Source organism: Streptomyces sp. NPDC091271 (assembly GCF_044757505.1).
Lineage (GTDB): Bacteria > Actinomycetota > Actinomycetes > Streptomycetales > Streptomycetaceae > Streptomyces.
Genome location: NZ_JBIVVD010000001.1, coordinates 499,922 through 516,985, shown reverse-complemented (window position 1 = coordinate 516,985; position 17,064 = coordinate 499,922). Strand labels below are relative to the sequence as shown.

Here is a 17,064-nt window from a genome sequence, read left to right as displayed (position 1 = left end):
GTCCGGGCCGTCGTGCGTGCGCGAGCGGGAGATCAGCGGCGGTGCTGCGAGTCCGCCACCGTCACCTCGACGCGCTGGAACTCCTTGAGGTCGCTGTAGCCCGTGGTGGCCATCGCCCGGCGCAGCGCGCCGAAGATGTTCATCGAGCCGTCGGGGTTGTGCGAGGGGCCGGTGAGGACCTCCTCCGTCGTGCCGACGGAGCCGAGGTCGACCAGCTTGCCGCGCGGCACGTCCTCGTGGACGGCCTCCATGCCCCAGTGCCGGCCGCGGCCGGGCGCGTCCGTGGCGCGGGCCAGCGGGGAGCCCATCATCACGGCGTCCGCGCCACAGGCGATGGCCTTGGGCAGGTCGCCGGACCAGCCGACGCCACCGTCCGCGATGACGTGGACGTACCGGCCGCCGGACTCGTCCATGTAGTCACGGCGGGCCCCGGCCACATCGGCGACCGCGGTCGCCATCGGGACCTGGATGCCGAAGACGTTGCGCGTGGTGTGCGCCGCGCCGCCGCCGAAGCCGACGAGGACACCGGCCGCGCCGGTGCGCATCAGGTGCAGGGCGGCGGTGTACGTGGCGCAGCCGCCGACGATGACCGGGACGTCCAGCTCGTAGATGAACTGCTTCAGGTTGAGCGGCTCGGCGGCACCGGAGACGTGTTCGGCGGAGACCGTCGTACCGCGGATGACGAAGATGTCCACGCCCGCGTCGACCACGGCCTTGGAGAACTGCGCGGTGCGCTGCGGCGAGAGCGCGGCGGCGGTGACGACACCGGAGTCGCGCACCTCCTTGATGCGCTGCCCGATCAGCTCCTCCTGGATGGGGGCGGAGTAGATCTCCTGGAGCCGTGGGGTGGCGGTCTCGACGGGCATCTCGGCGATCTCGTCGAGGAGCGCCTGCGGGTCGGCGTGCCGGGTCCACAGCCCCTCGAGGTTGAGGACGCCGAGGCCGCCCAGCTCACCGATGCGGATGGCGGTCTGCGGGGAGACCACCGAGTCCATGGGGGCGGCCAGGAAGGGCAGCTCGAAGCGGTAGGCATCGATCTGCCAGGCGATCGAGACCTCCTTCGGGTCGCGGGTGCGGCGGCTCGGCACGACAGCGATGTCGTCGAACGCGTATGCCCGGCGACCGCGCTTGCCGCGCCCGATCTCGATCTCAGTCACGATGGTGTGCCTTTCCTCTACGTCTGCGCTGACCAGTATCCCCGACACGCGGGTGAGCCCGCCCGTCGCATGGGGGGTGGGTCAAGGAGCGGGGCTGGGTGCGTGCAGCTGCAAGGCGGAGGATTGAGGCAACGCGGAGCGTTGTTGATTGACGACAACGCCGCAGATGCGCGTGCCCGGCCCCGCGACGCCACTCCCCGTGCGACGGGCGGGCCAAGGGCGGTCCCGGGAACCCCGGTCCGCCCCTCACCTGCGTTGGTGTCTTACTTCCTGCTGTAGTTCGGTGCTTCGACCGTCATCTGGATGTCGTGCGGGTGGCTCTCCTTGAGACCCGCCGAGGTGATCCGGACGAAGCGTCCCTTGCTCTCCATCTCGTCGACCGAGGCCGCGCCCACGTAGCCCATCGTCTGGCGGAGACCGCCGACGAGCTGGTGCAGCACGTTGGCCAGCGGGCCGCGATAGGGCACCTGGCCCTCGATGCCCTCGGGGACGAGCTTGTCGTCCGAGGACACCTCGGCCTGGAAGTAGCGGTCCTTCGAGTACGAGCGGCCCTGCCCACGGGACTGCATCGCGCCCAGCGAACCCATGCCGCGGTACGACTTGAACTGCTTGCCGTTGATGAACATCAGCTCACCCGGGGACTCCTCGCAACCGGCGAGCAGCGAGCCGAGCATCACCGTGTCCGCGCCGGCCACCAGGGCCTTGCCGATGTCGCCGGAGTACTGCAGGCCGCCGTCGCCGATGACCGGGACGCCCGCCGCGCGGGCGGCCAGCGCGGCCTCGTAGATCGCGGTGACCTGCGGGACGCCGATGCCGGCGACCACACGGGTGGTACAGATCGAACCGGGTCCGACGCCGACCTTGACGCCGTCCACGCCGGCGTCGATCAGGGCCTGGGCGCCGTCGCGGGTCGCGACGTTGCCGCCGATCACGTCCACGTCCACGGCCGACTTGATCTTCGCCATCCAGTTGAGGGCGTTGCTGTTGTGGCCGTGCGAGGTGTCGACGATCAGGAAGTCGACCCCGGCGGACGCGAGCGCCTGGGCGCGGTCCAGCGCCTCGGGGCTGGCGCCGACGGCCGCGCCGACCAGCAGACGGCCTTCGGCGTCCTTGGCGGCGTTCGGGTACTGCTCGGCCTTCTTGAAGTCCTTGACCGTGATGAGGCCCTTGAGGATGCCGGCCTCGTCGACCAGCGGCAGCTTCTCGATCTTGTGGCGGCGCAGCAGCTCCATGGCCTCCACGCCGGAGATCCCGACCTTGCCCGTGACCAGCGGCATCGGCGTCATGACCTCGCGCACCTGGCGCGACCGGTCCGACTCGAAGGCCATGTCACGGTTGGTCACGATGCCGAGGAGCTTGCCCGCGGCGTCGGTGACCGGCACTCCGCTGATGCGGAACTTCGCGCAGAGCGCGTCGGCCTCGCCGAGGGTGGCGTCGGGGTGCACCGTGATCGGGTCGGTGACCATGCCGGACTCGGACCGCTTCACGAGGTCGACCTGGTTGACCTGGTCCTCGATCGAGAGGTTGCGGTGCAGCACACCGACACCGCCCTGCCGGGCCATGGCGATCGCCATCCGGGCCTCGGTCACCTTGTCCATCGCGGCGGAGAGCAGCGGGATGTTCACGCGTACGTTCCGCGAGATGAGCGACGAGGTGTCGACCGCGTTGGGCAGCACGTCAGATGCGCCCGGCAGCAGCAGCACGTCGTCGTATGTCAGCCCGAGCGTCGCGAATTTCTCGGGCACTCCGTCGACGTTTGCAGTCATGACACCTTCCCCAAATGGCCTTGATCGGTGCGGATGTCCATGCTAACGGCCCAACGGGGTGTCTCATTCCACGAGCAAGATCACCTGGCGGTTCTGTGGCTTCCTCCACATCGCGGAAGCCCGCGGGAACCGGCCCCTACTGGCCCGCGAGGGCCCGCAGTCTGCTCAGCGCGCGGTGCTGGGCGACGCGCACGGCGCCCGGGGACATCCCGAGCATCTGCCCGGTCTCCTCCGCGGTCAGTCCGACCGCGACCCGGAGGACCAGCAGCTCACGCTGGTTCTCCGGCAGATTGGCGAGAAGTTTCTTGGCCCAGGCCGCGTCGCTGCTGAGGAGCGCCCGCTCCTCGGGGCCGAGCGAGTCGTCGGGCCGCTCCGGCATCTCGTCGGAGGGCACGGCCGTCGAACCGGGGTGCCGCATCGCGGCGCGCTGGAGGTCGGCGACCTTGTGGCCCGCGATGGCGAAGACGAACGCCTCGAAGGGCCTGCCGGTGTCCTTGTACCGCGGCAGCGCCATCAGGACCGCGACGCAGACCTCCTGCGCGAGGTCCTCCACGAAGTGACGGGCATCACCGGGCAGCCGGTTCAGTCGTGACCTGCAGTAGCGCAGAGCGAGGGGGTGGACATGGGCCAGCAGGTCATGGGTGGCCTGCGCGTCACCGTCGACGGCGCGGTGCACCAGAGCACCGATCACCGTCGTCCCGTCCTCGCGCATCGGACCATGGTGCCTTGGCGCCGTCCGATCCGATGCATCGCGTCCCGAGTTGTGCACCGAAGCGTTATCAGCGGGTGCGCCGGTATGTGCGTCGTCCGCGTCGTGAGCGAGTGCTCCAGCGTTCTGAGCGGGTGCGCCGGATGTCATGTCCTGCGCCCTCCCCTTCCGCTCGACCGAATGTTCCCCGAGGAACTCCACAACCCCAAGGATGCGGCATCGGCCGGGAAGCGTCACATAGCGCTGGTGGGGAGGGCCCGGCCGCGGGTCCGCACGCCACCGTCGCCCCGTCCGCCGGCGTGCGGACGGGATCGCACGGCTACCGGCCGCGCGGCGGCATCAGCGGACCAGACCCCAGCGGAATCCGAGCGCGACGGCGTGCGCACGGTCCGAGGCCCCGAGCTTCTTGAACAGACGTCGCGCGTGCGTCTTCACCGTGTCCTCGGAGAGGAACAGCTCACGCCCGATCTCCGCGTTGGAACGCCCGTGGCTCATACCTTCGAGCACCTGGATCTCCCGCGCGGTGAGGGTCGGCGCCGCCCCCATCTCGGCGGACCGCAGCCGGCGCGGGGCGAGCCGCCACGTCGGATCCGCGAGCGCCTGGGTCACCGTCGCGCGCAGCTCGGCACGCGAGGCGTCCTTGTGCAGATAACCGCGGGCCCCGGCGGCGACCGCGAGCGCGACACCGTCCAGGTCCTCGGCGACGGTCAGCATGATGATCCTGGCCCCGGGGTCCGCCGAGAGCAGCCGCCGGACCGTCTCCACACCCCCCAGACCGGGCATGCGTACGTCCATCAGAATCAAATCCGAACGGTCGGCCCCCCAGCGGCGGAGGACTTCCTCGCCGTTGGCCGCCGTCGTCACACGCTCGACGCCGGGCACGGTCGCAACCGCGCGGCGGAGCGCTTCTCGGGCAAGCGGGGAGTCGTCGCAGACGAGGACGGATGTCATGACCGTCCTCCGCAGCTGATGCGCGTCACCTTGAGCCTCCAGGCTGATACAAGTCGTCACCTGTGCGGTTGACCCCCTCGGACATCTGCCCGAGCTCGTTCTCCGTCAACCGCCTCTCCCCCATCAACGACGGTCACTCGAAAGAGTTACGGGTCAAAGCATCCGGTTCGGCACTCTAAGTGAGGGCTCGCACACGGAGGAGAGCGACACGGGGTCATTCATCCCTCAACCGATCTCTCACCCTGCGACCTGCCCCATTTAGCGGGTTTTCTTCACTTTTGCTGGCGTCTGCGGCTAGATTCCCAATCAGTCATATTTACATCTACTAACACCGTAGATGTACGGTCGGGACTCAGGTCACCGACGAGCAACAACGGTCGAGGAAGCCGTTTCCGAACCAGCAAGGTTTCGAGGGGACACGCAATGGCAGATTTCTCCCGCCTTCCCGGACCCAACGCGGACCTGTGGGACTGGCAGCTGCTGGCCGCCTGCCGCGGGGTCGACAGTTCGCTCTTCTTCCACCCCGAAGGGGAACGCGGAGCAGCCCGGAGTGCCCGTGAGACCTCGGCCAAGGAGGTCTGCATGCGCTGCCCGGTGCGCGCCGAGTGCGCGGCGCACGCGCTCGCGGTACGAGAGCCCTACGGCGTATGGGGCGGCCTGACCGAGGACGAGCGCGAAGAGCTCATGGGCCGCGCCCGCAACCGTCTGATCTCCGCCCACTCAGGACCGGCCCCGGAGGCCGGTCACACCTGACACTCCGCACGACCCGCCGAACGCAGAAACGTTTCCTCACGCCTGCCGCAGGACCTGGTGAGATGGGTGCCGCGGGCCGGGCCGGTCAGCGTGCGGCCGCCAGGGACAGCTGGTCCAGGGTCGCCGCCACCGCCGGCACCCGGGAGAGGTCGGGCAGGGTGAGGGCGACGATCTCCCGCTCCACGGCAGGCTCCACCGTCACGGTGCGCGCGCCTTTGGAACGCACGGACTCGATGGCCAGCCGGGGCAGGACGGCGACTCCGAGACCCGCTCCGACGAGGCCGATCACCGCCGGGTAGTCATCCGTGGCGAAGTCGATCCGCGGGGTGAAGCCCGACTCCTCGCAGACCTCGACCAGCTGGCGCCGGCAGCGCGGGCAGCCGGCGATCCACGACTCGTCGGCCAGCTCCCCGATGCCCACCGCGTCCGCGTCCGCCAGCCGGTGCCCCTCGGGGACCAGACCGATCAGCCGGTCCCTGAGCAGCGGGCGCACGACCAGGTCGTCCCACTCGCCGCCGGCCGTCCCGTAGCGGAACGCCAGCGCGATGTCGCAGTCCCCGTCGCGCAGCATCTCCACCGAGCGCGGCGGCTCCGCCTCGACGAGCGAGACCTGGGTCCCGGGGTGCGCGGCGCGCAGCGCGGCGAGGGCGCCGGGGACCAGGGTGGAGCTCCCGCTCGGGAACGACACGAGCCGGACCCGGCCGGCCCGCAGCCCGGCGATCGCGGCGATCTCCTCCTCGGCGGCGGTCAGCCCGGCGAGGATGCCGGAGGCATGCCGCACCAGCGCCTCACCCGCCTGGGTGAGGCGCATCTCGCGCCCCGTACGGATCAGCAGCGGCGTCCCCGCCGAGCCCTCCAGGGCCTTCATCTGCTGGCTGACGGCGGGCTGGGTGCAGCCCAGCTCCCGCGCGGCGGCGGAGAAGGAACCGGTGGTGGCCACGGCGCGCAGGACACGGAGATGACGGGCTTCGATCACCCTTCAACCATAAGGGACTCTTGCAGCTTCGGGCGATTAATCACGAGCGGCTTTGAGTGCGGCCCCATTAGCCTGTTCGGTTATGAAGGTGCTCTCCGTGAATCTCGGCCGTCCCACGCCCTCTCCCCACAGCGACGGAGCCGACGGGCTCACCGGGATCGGCAAACAGCCGTCCGACGGTCCCGTGCGGGTCGCCGATCCCGGCCCCAAGGGCACCGGCGGCAGTGGCCTGGCCGGTGACGCGGTGTGCGACCTCAGGCACCACGGCGGATCGGACCAGGCCGTGTACGCGTACGCACGCGAGGAGCTCGACGCCTGGGAGAAGCAGCTCGGCCGCCCCCTGCCCAACGGTGCGTTCGGCGAGAACCTGACGACCCTCGGGCTCGTGGTGAGCCACGCGCGGATCGGGGAGCGCTGGCGCATCGGCGACGACGTGATCCTCGAGGTGACCTCGGGCCGCATCCCGTGCCGTACGTTCGCGGGCCACCTGGGCGAGCGGGGCTGGGTGAAGCGGTTCACCCGCGAGGGGGCCACGGGCGCGTATCTCCGGGTGATCGAGCCGGGGACGATCCGAAGCGGTGACCCGGTCGAGGTGGTGCACGTCCCCGGCCACGGGATCACCACGGCCCTGGAGTTCCGGGCGACAACCACGGAGCGGGAGCTGCTGCCGCGCCTGCTCGAAGCCGGCGACGCGCTGCACACGGAGACCCTGCGCGCGGCACGGGCGTACGTGGCGAAGCGGAGCGCCGGTCAGGCGTCATGATCCCGCCTCCCGGTCGCGCAGTGCCGCGCGGCCCGGGAGGGTCACGGCGAGGAGGCCGAGGGACACCGCGGCCGCGGCGAACGTGGCGTACAGCAGCGGGGGCACGTGCGGGGACTCGCCTGTCACGCCGCGCATCATCGGCGTCAGCGTGATCATGGCGATGACTGTCCCCAGGGCCACGCCCGCCGCCGAGACCAGCAGGCTCTCCCAGCGCAGCATGCGCAGCACCTGGCGGCGGGTGGAGCCGACGAGGCGGAGCGTGGACAGTTCGCGGCGGCGGTCCAGGACCGTCATCACCAGGGTGTTGGCGGCGGCGACGGCGGCGAAGCCGCCCAGGACGGCGGCCATCATGTAGTTGGACCAGGCGCCGTAGGCGTGGTCCAGGTCCTGCTCGACGGCGTAGCCCGAGGCGTCGGTGACCTTGCCGAGTGCGGCGAGCGACCCGGCGTCCCCGCCGCGTACCAGCAGCGTGCTGTCGAAGCTCGACGTGACGTGGCCGGCCAGGGACGCGCGGTCCATGGTCACCGCCGCCAGGCCCAGGCCGCGGCTGTAGATCGCGACGACTTCGGGGCGGTCCTCGGTGCCGTCGGGGAGGTGGAGCGGCAGTGGGTCGCCGACCCCGACTCCCGCCGCGGCGGCGAGGGTCCTGTCGATGGCGATCCGGCCCGCCCCGACCCGGTCCAGGCTGCCGCTGCGCACATCCAGGTCCTGCACCCGGGCGAGCTGGGCGGCGGAGCCCGAGACCCCCTGGGCCGATGCCCCCTGCAACGAGGTCTCGCCGACGGCGCGTACGGGCACCAGCACCTGCGTGTCGAGCAGACTCACGGCCGCGTCGACGCCGGGAACGCGTGCGGCCCGGTCGGCGGCGTCGGCGGGCAGGCCCGCCGGGTCGGTGACGACGTGGTCCGCGGTGATGCCGGCGCGGAGCTGGTCCGAGGCGACCTTGCTCTCGCTCGTGTGCATGAAGACGAGCGTCGAGGCGAAGGCCATGGCCAGCACGATCGGGGTGATCGCGGAGGCCAGCCGGCGGGAGTTGGTACGGGAGTTGACGGCGGCCAGCGTCGCCGCGGCCCCGCCGCCGCGCAGCAGCAGGCCGAAGAGCGCCGCGCACAGCCGGGCCACCAGCGGGCCGAGCAGGGCGAAGGCGAGCATGAAGAGCATGATGACGCCGAGGGAGGCGCCTGCCGCGTCGTCACCGGCGGAGGAGGCCGCGACACCGGCGAGGACCGCGCCGCCGCCGAGGGCGGCCAGCCCGAGGACGGTACGGACGACGCCCGGCCGCAGCCGCTCCACCGAGGCTTCGGCGAGTGCCTGCCCCGGTTTGATCCTGGCGGGCCTGCGCCCGGCCGCCCAGCCGGCGCCGAGTGCCGTGAGCAGCCCGGCCCCGACGGCGGTGACCAGCGGGACCCACGAGACGTGGAGTTCCACCGCCTCCGGGATGACCCCGCGGTCCTTCAGCTGCCCGAACCACCAGTGCGCGAGCCCGATCCCCGGCAGGCAGCCGGCCAGACCGGCGAGCGGCGCGACGAGGAGCGCCTCGGCGGCGACCGCGCGGCGGATCTGCCGCGGGGTGGCGCCGACCGCGCGCAGGAGGGCGAACTCTCGGGTGCGCTGGCCGACGGAGAGGGCCACCGTGCCGGCTGCGGTGAAGACGGCGACCAGGGTGGCGATCCCGCCGAAGGAGCCGCCGAGTCCGGTGAGCGTCTCCTTGGCGTACGCCAGGCCCCGGTCCTCGACCCCTCCCCGGCCGTCTCCGGTGAGCACCTGCGCGCCGGAGCCGGCGAGGGACTCTCCGACGGCGGTGGCGAGGGCCGCTTCGTCGGTGGGGGAGGCGCCGCCCTCGGCCAGTACGGCGATGGCGTCGACCTTGCCGGGGTGCCCGGCCAGCACGGGCGCCTCGGCATCGGTGAACCAGGCCGTGGCCGTGGCGCCCGCCGTCATGTCGCCCGCCCCGGGCTCGGCCAGCCCGGACACCCGGAAGCCGGCGCGGCCTGCGGCTGTCTCGAGCGTGACGGTGCCACCGACACCGGCCTTCGCACTACGGGCGGCGGTGTCGTCGAGCACGACCTCGCCCGCGCGCGGCGCGGTGCCCGCGGACAGCGCGGTACCGGTGAAGGCGTGCGATCCCCAGCCGTGACCGGTGATCGCCGCGTCGCCCTGCCGCACCGGGAAGGTGGAGTCCGGCACCGCGGCCCCGGCACCCGGTGTCCGGGCGGCCTTCGCCACGAGCCCCGCGTCGACACGGGCCTTGTCCGGCAGCGGGTACGCGGATTCCTCGGGGCCGTCGACGGTGTCGGAGACGACCCGCGCGGACTGGTCGGCTGCCGCGACGACCGGCGCCTTCGCGTACCGCTGCGCCGGCACCGAGGCGCGGATGCCTGTCTCCAGCAGGGTGCCGCAGGCCGAGACGATCAGCGCCGCCATCATCAGGGCGACGAACGTGCCCGCGAACGAGGCGGGTTTGAAGCGGACGGCCGCGCGGGCGAGTCCGGTGGGCCGCATCATGCCGCGGCCCCCGCCATCACGTCCGTACGGGCGGTGAGCGCCGCCATCCGCGCCGCGATCTGCTCCGCCGAACCGCGCTCCAGACCGCCGGCGAAGGTTCCCTCCGCGAGGAACAGCACCTGGTCGGCCCAGGCCGCCGCGGCCGGGTCGTGGGTGACCATGACGACAGTGGCGCCGTGGGGATGCCTCCCACCCGCTCGGAGCCCGGAGGGAGTGTCCACCGCGTGCCGGAGCAGGCCGAGCACCTCGGCGGCGGTTCCGGTGTCGAGGGCCCCGGTCGGCTCGTCGGCGAAGATCACGTCGGGGTCGGTGACCAGGGCGCGGGCGACGGCCACGCGCTGCTGCTGGCCGCCGGAGAGCTCGCCGGGCCGGCGCCGCGCCTTGTCGGCGAGCCCGACCTGCGCGAGCGCCTCGGCCGCCCGGCGGCGGTCCTGGCGCTGCCCGGCGAGGCGCAGGGGCAGCAGGACGTTCTGCTCCACGGTCAGCGACGGCAGCAGGTTGAACGCCTGGAAGACGAAGCCGAGGCGGCTGCGGCGGAGCTCGGTGAGCTGGTTCTCGCTCATACCGGTGATCTCGGTGCCACCGAGGTGCACGGATCCCTCCGACGGCTGGTCGAGCCCGGCGGCACACTGCAGGAAGGTGGACTTCCCGGACCCGGAGGGGCCCATGACCGCGGTGAACGTGCCGCGTGGGAGGGCGAGGTCGACGCCCGCGAGCGCGTGCACGGCACCGGGGCCGCGCCCGTACCGCCTCCGGACACCGCGCAGTTCGACGGCGGAACCCGGTGTGGCGGCCGGGGCCTCCGGCCGGTCGTCCGTCTGCTCCCGTTTGCCGCTGCGTAGCCTCATGTCCCGCCCTTTCGCGATGTTCTCGTACCGACGGGGTGGAAAGTACGGGGACGGCCTCGCGCCGGGCGTCATACCCGGGAGCCAACATGGAGGTGCTACCGCGGTAGGGGGCGGACGAGTCCCCACCGGCCCCACCTGGACGAAGGACGGCCCCACCTGGAAGAAGGGTGGCCCCACCTGGAAGAAGCCGGGTCCACCGCCCGTGCGCGAGGCGGCTAACGTGCCGCCTATGACGACTGCACTGATTACGGGCGCGACGGCGGGGATCGGGGCCGCCTTCGCGCGGCGGCTCGCGAGTGACGGGCACAATCTGGTGCTGGTGGCCCGTGACACGGAGCGGCTGCGGGCCCAGGCCACCGAGCTGCACGACGGACACGGCATCGAGGCCGAGGTGCTGACGGCCGATCTGTCCACGGACAGCGGGATCGAGGCGGTCGCGGCACGGCTGACGGACCGGGTGAGCCCCGTCGACCTGCTGGTCAACAACGCGGGCTTCGGCAACAAGGGCCGCTACCTGGATGTCCCGGTGGCCGACGAGCTGATGATGCTGAAGGTCCACTGCGAGGCGGTGCTGCGTCTGACCTCGGCAGCCGCCGGCTCGATGCGGGAGCGCGGTCGCGGCGGCGTGGTCAACGTGGCCTCCGTCGCGGCGTTCCTGCCGCGGGGGACGTACGGGGCGTCGAAGGCCTGGGTCGTCCAGTTCACCCAGGGCGCCGCGAAGGACCTCGCGGGTTCGGGGGTGCGGCTGATGGCGCTGTGCCCGGGCTTCGTACGGACCGAGTTCCACGAGCGGGCCGGGATGGGGACGGGCAACATCCCGGACTGGATGTGGCTCGACGCGGACAAGCTGGTGGCCGCGGCCCTGGAGGACCTCGCCCGGGGCAGGTCGGTGTCGATCCCGGACCCGCGTTACAAGGCACTCATGGGCCTGGTGAAGCTGACGCCCCGCAGTCTCCTCGGCGGGGTCACCTCCCGCGCGGGCCGGAGTTACGGACCTCAGTAGGCGAGCACGGAGAACGCACCGAGGCCCGGTGCCCCCGCGACGGGGGTACCGGGCCTCGCTGTCCTGCGGAGCCGTACTAGTGGCTGTGGCCGTGGCCGCCGTGACCGGCGTCGGCCTCTTCCTCGGCCGGCTTCTCGACGACCAGGGTCTCGGTCGTGAGCAGCAGCGACGCGATGGACGCGGCGTTCTCCAGGGCGGAGCGGGTGACCTTGACCGGGTCGATGACGCCGGCCTTCACCAGGTCGCCGTACTCGCCGGTCGCGGCGTTGAAGCCCTGACCCTTGTCGAGCTCGGAGACCTTCGAGGTGATGACGTAGCCCTCGAGGCCCGCGTTCTCCGCGATCCAGCGGAGCGGCTCGACGGCGGCGCGGCGCACGACCGCGACACCCGTGGCCTCGTCGCCGGTCTTGCCGAGGTTGCCCTCGAGGACCTTGACGGCGTGGACCAGAGCGGAGCCACCACCGGAGACGATGCCCTCCTCGACCGCGGCGCGGGTCGCGGAGATGGCGTCCTCCAGACGGTGCTTCTTCTCCTTGAGCTCCACCTCGGTGGCCGCACCGACGCGGATCACGCACACGCCGCCGGCCAGCTTCGCGAGGCGCTCCTGGAGCTTCTCGCGGTCCCAGTCGGAGTCCGTGGACTCGATCTCGGCCTTGATCTGGTTGACGCGGCCCTTGACGTCGGCGGAGTCGCCGCCGCCGTCGACGATGGTCGTGTCGTCCTTGGAGACGGTGACGCGGCGGGCGGTGCCCAGCACGTCCAGACCGGCCTGGTCGAGCTTGAGGCCGACCTCCTCGGCGATGACGGTCGCACCGGTGAGGGTGGCGATGTCGCCGAGCATGGCCTTGCGGCGGTCACCGAAGCCCGGGGCCTTCACCGCGACGGCGTTGAAGGTGCCACGGATCTTGTTGACGACGAGGGTGGAGAGCGCCTCGCCCTCGACGTCCTCGGCGATGATCAGGAGCGGCTTGGAGGCGCCGGCCTGGATGACCTTCTCCAGCAGCGGGAGCAGCTCCTGGATGGAGCCGATCTTGCCCTGGTGGATCAGGATGTACGGGTCGTCGAGGACGGCCTCCATACGCTCCTGGTCGGTCACCATGTACGGGGACAGGTAGCCCTTGTCGAAGGCCATGCCCTCGGTGAACTCGAGGTCCAGACCGAAGGTGTTGGACTCCTCGACGGTGATGACACCGTCCTTGCCGACCTTGTCCATCGCGTCCGCGATGAGCTCGCCGACCTGCGGGTCCTGCGCGGAGAGCGCGGCCACGGCGGCGATGTCGGCCTTGTCGTCGATCGGGCGGGCGGTCGCGAGGAGGTCCTCGGACACAGCCTTCACGGCGGCGTCGATGCCCTTCTTCAGGGCGGCCGGGGACGCGCCCGCGGCGACGTTGCGGAGGCCTTCGCGGACGAGGGCCTGGGCGAGCACGGTGGCGGTGGTGGTGCCGTCACCCGCTACGTCGTTGGTCTTGGTCGCCACCTCCTTCACCAGCTGGGCACCGAGGTTCTCGTACGGGTCGTCGAGCTCGACCTCGCGCGCGATGGTGACACCGTCGTTGGTGATGGTGGGGGCGCCGAACTTCTTGTCGATGACGACGTTGCGGCCCTTCGGGCCGATCGTCACCTTCACCGTGTCGGCAAGCTTGTTGACGCCGCGCTCAAGGGCGCGACGGGCGTCCTCGTCGAACTTCAGAATCTTCGCCATGGGCTGAGCTGTCCTCTCAAACGAACTGCGCCCCTCGCCGCCCGGCTAGTTTTCGCAGGGGGCCAGGGGCGCAGAACGGAAGCAAACGTTAAGTGAATTACTTCTCGACGATCGCGAGAACGTCGCGCGCCGAGAGGACGAGGTACTCCTCGCCGTTGTACTTCACCTCGGTGCCGCCGTACTTGCTGTACAGAACGACATCGCCGGTCTTGACGTCGAGCGGAAGGCGCTCGCCGTTCTCGAAGCGGCCCGGGCCCACGGCCAGGACGACGCCCTCCTGGGGCTTCTCCTTGGCGGTGTCCGGAATGACCAGGCCGGAAGCCGTGGTCTGCTCGGCGTCGAGCGGCTGGACCACAATGCGGTCCTCGAGCGGCTTGATCGCAACCTTGGAGCTGGTGGTCGACACGATCCGGTCTCCCCCTTCGGAGATCTCACGGGGTTTAACAGTCTGTGGGGTGGCGACCAGGTCGATCCGTCGTCGCGGGTGCCGGACCTGCCCTGTCGCGCGGTTGTGCTGGCACTCTCCATCGGGGAGTGCCAGCACTGACACTATGACCGCGATTAGCACTCGGTCAAGCGGAGTGCCAATTCACCACCCTCGCGTGGCGCCGTGGGACCGGCGCACGCCCGGACAACGCGGGAGATCTCCACAGGGTTCCGCGCGGCGGATGACCGCCCGTCAGACGTAGTCCTCCAGCCTGGCCACGGCGTATCCCTTGTCGGTGACCGTCTTCATGACGTTGCGGATCATGTCGGCCATGGAGCCGTCCCAGTCCTCACGCCCCCGGAAGTGGGTGAGGATGATGTCGCCGGGATGCAGGTCCTGGTCCCACTCGCGCCACTCCATGTGGTCGGGGAACGCCTCGGCGGCCCACAGGGGCACGGCCTTGATGCCGCAGGACTTGGCGACGCGCAGGGTGTCGCCGTTGTAGTTGCCGTACGGCGGGCGGAAGAGGGTGGGCCGCTTCCCCAGGAACCTCTCGATCTTGTCCTGCGAGCCACAGATCTCCCGGTGCTGCTCCTCCCGGGAGAGCCCGGGGAGATAGCGGTGGTTGAGCGTGTGGTTGCTGAGGGTGACCCCCCGGGCCTGCATGTCCTTGAAGTAGCCGTAGTCGTCGCTGACTTCGTAGTCGCTGAGGAAGGCGCTGTACGGGATGTTCAGCTCCGACATCATCCGCAGCAGTTCAGGGTCCTTCTCCGCGCCGTCGTCCATCGTCAGGAAGACGATCCGCTCCTTGGTCGGCACGGTGGTGAAGACCGGCGGCAGATCCTCCCCGCCCTCGACCTCGAAGCCCTTACGGGTGGTGATGTGCGGCTTCCCGGCCGGCGGCGCGGGTGCGACGAGCGGGACCTTGACCAGGCCCCACTTCCTCGCGACGGCGGTACGGGCGGCGACCGCCCGCTTCAGCCGCTCGGCCTCGGCCCTCGCCTTCGCCTCGGCCGCGGCGGGGCCCGCCTGCGCGGCGGCGGCTCCCGGCTGCCCGGCCACCGGCTTCTGCCGCCCGGCGGCCCCTTCGTCCGCACCGCCGCCACACCCGGAGGCGGCGGCACCGACCAGCAGGGCGACCAGGACCGCGCAGACCGGTCTGTGGCGCTTGGGGGCTGTTTTGTCGTTTTGTCGTACTAGCTGCATGGCGCCGCATCCTGCCACCGGGTCCCCGGCCGTCTCCGGCGACACCTCCGGGGGACCCCCCGGGTCCCCCGGCTGGCTCACAATGGACTGGTGAACGCCCTTCCCCCTGCCGATCAGGCCGACCCGGCCGACCCGCTCACCGCCTTCGCCGCCCTCCGCACCCCCGAGGGTGCGGCGCTCCTGGACGAGCTGCGCGACCACGATCCCGCCCGGGAGCTGGCGACCGCGACCCGGCTGCGCCGCACGCACCCCGCCGCCCTCGTGTCGGCGGCGCTCGGCCAGGCGCGGCTGCGTCAGCGCGCGGTGGCGAAGTTCGGGGCGGCGGACGCGTACCGCATGTTCTTCACCCCCGACGGCGTGGAGCAGGCGACCCGCACCTCGGTCGCCGGCTACCGGGCCGGGCGGTTCGCGGAGCTCGGCGTACGGAGCGTCGCCGACCTGTGCTGCGGCATCGGCGGGGACGCGATCGCCCTGGCCAGGGCGGGCATCTCGGTCCTGGCGGTGGACCGCGATCCGCTCACCGCCCAGGTCGCCCGCGCCAACGCCGAGGCGCTCGGCCTCCAGGACCTCGTCGAGGTGCGGTGCGCCGATGTCACGGAGGTCGACACCTCCCCGTACGACGCGGTCTTCGTCGACCCGGCGAGGCGCGGCGGGCGGGGCAGGATCTTCGACCCCGAGGCCTACTCACCGCCGCTCTCCTGGGCGACCGGGGCCGCACTGAAGGCCCCCCGCGCCGCGCTGAAGATCGCCCCCGGCGTCCCGCACGAGGCGATCGAACCGGGAGCCGAGGCCGAGTGGATCTCGGACGGCGGCGATGTGAAGGAGGCCGTGCTCTGGTTCGGCGAGGGCTTCGCCCCCGGCACCTTCCGGGCCACGCTGCTCCCGTCCCGCACCACCCTCGTCTCCGCCGGCCCGCTCCCCGCCCCGCCGGTAGGCCCCGTCGGCCGCTATCTGTACGAGCCGGACGGCGCCGTCATCCGCGCCCATCTGGTGGCCGACATCGTGGAGCGGTGCGAGGGCAGGCTGATCGACGAGACGATCGCGTACGTCACGAGCGACCGGCCGTACGAGTCCGACGCCACGGCCGCGTACGAGATCACCGATCAGCTGCCCTTCAACATGAAGAAGCTGAAAGCCCTGCTGAGGGAGCGTCAGGTGGGCGTGCTGACCGTCAAGAAGCGCGGCTCGGCCGTCGAACCGGAGGAGCTGCGCCGGAAGATGAAGCTCCAGGGGCCGCACACGGCCACCGTCTTCCTGACCCGGGTGGCCGGGGCGCCGACGATGCTGATCGGGCAGCCCGTGAAGCGGACCTGATCAGCGGTCCGCCGCGACCAGCGGTTCCGCCGGGGCCCCGGCCGGCGTCCGCAGCACCCAGCGGCGGTGGGCGAACGCCTTCAGCAGGCCGGTCAGCCCCGTGAGCCAGGCGAGGAATCCCAGTCCCACCAGCCAGGCCACCAGGCCGTACGTCTCCTCGCCCGCCCTGGCGGTCGCCGGGACGGCCACACAGCCGAAGAGCCCCGCCGCGCAGAGCGTGAACGACATCAGCAGCCACGCGAGGCTCGCCCGCGGCCTGCGCAGGAGCTTGTCCCCCTCCGGGTCGCGGTCCAGCGCGCCCCACTGCACCAGCAGCCGGTGGACCCGCAGGTCCCTGGCCACGCCCACGGCCATGAGGACGGCCGCGGGAACCAGCACCGCGGCACCGACGGCGAGGCAGATGACCGCCGGGATCGCACCGAGGGCGTCGTAGGCGTCCTCGAACATGAGGAACGCCGTACCCATCAGGGACCAGCCGAGCGCGGCGATCCCCGCCCACATCCACAGGATTCCGAGCCGCCCGGGTCCGATGAACATCGTCACCAGCTCACCGAGGACGAGCGCCCGGTCCCTCAGCAGGGCGCCTCGGTCGGGCCACGAACGTATCTCCACGGGCGGAGGAGGCGGCGGAAGCGGTGAACGACTGGGCATGGCCCAGAGATTACCGAGTGCGCACCCCGCCCGGGGACGTGGGACAGGCCCGGGTCAGGTCAGCGGGTACGACGTGCGGCCGGACGCCTCGTCGATCTCGTCATGTGCCTTGGTGAGAAGCTTCATCGCCAGCTCGTTGAGCGCGCGGGCACCGGCGATCTCCTCGCCGACCCTCGGCTGCTCCGCGTCGGAGGGGTGGCGGCTGGCGTACCCGTGGGCCCGCACCTCGGTCCCGTCGCTCAGCCGCACCATCGCGGCCGCACGGGTCCGATGGGTGTCCTCCTCGAATTCCAGCTCGATGTGCCAGCCGACCGTGGTCTCCATCATGTCGGT

The 17,064-nt window shown here is 71.6% G+C and carries 16 protein-coding genes; 4 read left to right on the top strand and 12 right to left on the bottom strand.

Features of this window, described 5'->3' with window-relative positions; translation table 11 throughout:
- Positions 1 to 32 precede the first annotated feature (32 nt).
- From ACIQM3_RS02635 to ACIQM3_RS02620, 4 genes are all read right to left on the bottom strand, one after another.
- Positions 33 to 1,157, bottom strand: a complete 1,125-nt coding sequence (locus ACIQM3_RS02635; protein WP_104788355.1) for a GuaB3 family IMP dehydrogenase-related protein — start codon at positions 1,155 to 1,157, stop codon at positions 33 to 35.
- A gap of 263 nt (positions 1,158 to 1,420) precedes the next feature.
- The gene (gene guaB / locus ACIQM3_RS02630; protein ID WP_104788354.1) at positions 1,421 to 2,923 is read right to left on the bottom strand and encodes an IMP dehydrogenase; all 1,503 of its coding nucleotides are present in this window, start codon (positions 2,921 to 2,923) and stop codon (positions 1,421 to 1,423) included.
- 136 nt (positions 2,924 to 3,059) lie between these two features.
- Complete coding sequence (locus tag ACIQM3_RS02625; protein ID WP_030123887.1) at positions 3,060 to 3,635, bottom strand: sigma-70 family RNA polymerase sigma factor; 576 nt, start codon at positions 3,633 to 3,635, stop codon at positions 3,060 to 3,062.
- A gap of 336 nt (positions 3,636 to 3,971) precedes the next feature.
- Positions 3,972 to 4,583 carry a response regulator transcription factor gene (locus ACIQM3_RS02620; protein ID WP_003948568.1) on the bottom strand — a complete coding sequence of 204 codons (612 nt, stop codon included), beginning with the start codon at positions 4,581 to 4,583 and terminating at the stop codon, positions 3,972 to 3,974.
- Between the two features lie 423 nt (positions 4,584 to 5,006).
- Here ACIQM3_RS02620 and ACIQM3_RS02615 point away from each other — a divergent pair, with 423 nt between their 5' ends.
- Positions 5,007 to 5,336, top strand: a complete 330-nt coding sequence (locus ACIQM3_RS02615) for a WhiB family transcriptional regulator (RefSeq protein WP_099173812.1) — start codon at positions 5,007 to 5,009, stop codon at positions 5,334 to 5,336.
- Between the two features lie 85 nt (positions 5,337 to 5,421).
- Here the strand turns inward: ACIQM3_RS02615 and ACIQM3_RS02610 are convergent, their stop codons facing one another.
- Complete coding sequence (locus tag ACIQM3_RS02610; protein WP_401513126.1) at positions 5,422 to 6,312, bottom strand: LysR family transcriptional regulator; 891 nt, start codon at positions 6,310 to 6,312, stop codon at positions 5,422 to 5,424.
- Positions 6,313 to 6,394: 82 nt separating this feature from the next.
- Here ACIQM3_RS02610 and ACIQM3_RS02605 point away from each other — a divergent pair, with 82 nt between their 5' ends.
- Positions 6,395 to 7,075, top strand: a complete 681-nt coding sequence (locus ACIQM3_RS02605) for an MOSC domain-containing protein (protein ID WP_401617742.1) — start codon at positions 6,395 to 6,397, stop codon at positions 7,073 to 7,075.
- Here ACIQM3_RS02605 and ACIQM3_RS02600 read toward each other — a convergent pair.
- Entirely contained in the window at positions 7,070 to 9,577 is a 2,508-nt protein-coding gene (locus ACIQM3_RS02600) for an ABC transporter permease (RefSeq protein WP_401619946.1), read from the bottom strand. The two genes, ACIQM3_RS02605 and ACIQM3_RS02600, sit on opposite strands and share 6 nt — an antisense overlap.
- On the bottom strand, positions 9,577 to 10,428 hold the full coding sequence (locus tag ACIQM3_RS02595) for an ABC transporter ATP-binding protein (protein ID WP_401617739.1): 852 nt from the start codon (positions 10,426 to 10,428) through the stop codon (positions 9,577 to 9,579). The genes ACIQM3_RS02600 and ACIQM3_RS02595 overlap by 1 nt, the downstream gene beginning before the upstream one ends.
- 229 nt (positions 10,429 to 10,657) lie before the next feature.
- On the opposite strand from ACIQM3_RS02595, the gene ACIQM3_RS02590 reads away from it, so the two are divergent.
- On the top strand, positions 10,658 to 11,431 hold the full coding sequence (locus ACIQM3_RS02590; RefSeq protein WP_401617736.1) for an SDR family NAD(P)-dependent oxidoreductase: 774 nt from the start codon (positions 10,658 to 10,660) through the stop codon (positions 11,429 to 11,431).
- A 76-nt stretch (positions 11,432 to 11,507) separates the two neighbouring features.
- On the opposite strand, the gene groL is transcribed toward ACIQM3_RS02590, so the two are convergent.
- The 3 genes from groL to ACIQM3_RS02575 form a co-directional block, all read right to left on the bottom strand.
- Complete coding sequence (gene groL / locus ACIQM3_RS02585) at positions 11,508 to 13,133, bottom strand: chaperonin GroEL (protein WP_358973399.1); 1,626 nt, start codon at positions 13,131 to 13,133, stop codon at positions 11,508 to 11,510.
- 97 nt (positions 13,134 to 13,230) lie between these two features.
- A complete protein-coding gene (gene groES / locus ACIQM3_RS02580; protein ID WP_003966899.1) occupies positions 13,231 to 13,539 on the bottom strand; it encodes a co-chaperone GroES in 309 nt (102 codons plus the stop codon).
- Between the two features lie 273 nt (positions 13,540 to 13,812).
- Entirely contained in the window at positions 13,813 to 14,766 is a 954-nt protein-coding gene (locus tag ACIQM3_RS02575; RefSeq protein ID WP_401617733.1) for a polysaccharide deacetylase family protein, read from the bottom strand.
- Between the two features lie 90 nt (positions 14,767 to 14,856).
- Here ACIQM3_RS02575 and ACIQM3_RS02570 point away from each other — a divergent pair, with 90 nt between their 5' ends.
- Positions 14,857 to 16,080 carry a methyltransferase domain-containing protein gene (locus tag ACIQM3_RS02570; protein ID WP_401617730.1) on the top strand — a complete coding sequence of 408 codons (1,224 nt, stop codon included), beginning with the start codon at positions 14,857 to 14,859 and terminating at the stop codon, positions 16,078 to 16,080.
- Here ACIQM3_RS02570 and ACIQM3_RS02565 read toward each other — a convergent pair whose 3' ends face one another.
- On the bottom strand, positions 16,081 to 16,731 hold the full coding sequence (locus ACIQM3_RS02565; protein ID WP_401617728.1) for a hypothetical protein: 651 nt from the start codon (positions 16,729 to 16,731) through the stop codon (positions 16,081 to 16,083). It abuts the gene before it with no gap.
- A gap of 54 nt (positions 16,732 to 16,785) precedes the next feature.
- Positions 16,786 to 17,058 carry a DUF1876 domain-containing protein gene (locus ACIQM3_RS02560; RefSeq protein WP_104791830.1) on the bottom strand — a complete coding sequence of 91 codons (273 nt, stop codon included), beginning with the start codon at positions 17,056 to 17,058 and terminating at the stop codon, positions 16,786 to 16,788.
- Positions 17,059 to 17,064 lie beyond the last annotated feature (6 nt).

What these genes read in the sequence shown, in the direction of transcription:
- ACIQM3_RS02605 (WP_401617742.1), top strand. Translation starts at nt 6,395, where the DNA reads ATGAAGGTGCTCTCCGTGAATCTCGGCCGTCCCACGCCCTCTCCCCAC.
- ACIQM3_RS02620 (WP_003948568.1), bottom strand. Translation starts at nt 4,583, where the DNA reads ATGACATCCGTCCTCGTCTGCGACGACTCCCCGCTTGCCCGAGAAGCG.
- ACIQM3_RS02600 (WP_401619946.1), bottom strand. Translation starts at nt 9,577, where the DNA reads ATGCGGCCCACCGGACTCGCCCGCGCGGCCGTCCGCTTCAAACCCGCC.
- ACIQM3_RS02595 (WP_401617739.1), bottom strand. Translation starts at nt 10,428, where the DNA reads ATGAGGCTACGCAGCGGCAAACGGGAGCAGACGGACGACCGGCCGGAG.
- groL (WP_358973399.1), bottom strand. Translation starts at nt 13,133, where the DNA reads ATGGCGAAGATTCTGAAGTTCGACGAGGACGCCCGTCGCGCCCTTGAG.
- ACIQM3_RS02560 (WP_104791830.1), bottom strand. Translation starts at nt 17,058, where the DNA reads ATGATGGAGACCACGGTCGGCTGGCACATCGAGCTGGAATTCGAGGAG.
- guaB (WP_104788354.1), bottom strand. Translation starts at nt 2,923, where the DNA reads ATGACTGCAAACGTCGACGGAGTGCCCGAGAAATTCGCGACGCTCGGG.
- ACIQM3_RS02590 (WP_401617736.1), top strand. Translation starts at nt 10,658, where the DNA reads ATGACGACTGCACTGATTACGGGCGCGACGGCGGGGATCGGGGCCGCC.
- ACIQM3_RS02625 (WP_030123887.1), bottom strand. Translation starts at nt 3,635, where the DNA reads ATGCGCGAGGACGGGACGACGGTGATCGGTGCTCTGGTGCACCGCGCC.
- ACIQM3_RS02565 (WP_401617728.1), bottom strand. Translation starts at nt 16,731, where the DNA reads ATGCCCAGTCGTTCACCGCTTCCGCCGCCTCCTCCGCCCGTGGAGATA.
- ACIQM3_RS02615 (WP_099173812.1), top strand. Translation starts at nt 5,007, where the DNA reads ATGGCAGATTTCTCCCGCCTTCCCGGACCCAACGCGGACCTGTGGGAC.
- ACIQM3_RS02575 (WP_401617733.1), bottom strand. Translation starts at nt 14,766, where the DNA reads ATGCAGCTAGTACGACAAAACGACAAAACAGCCCCCAAGCGCCACAGA.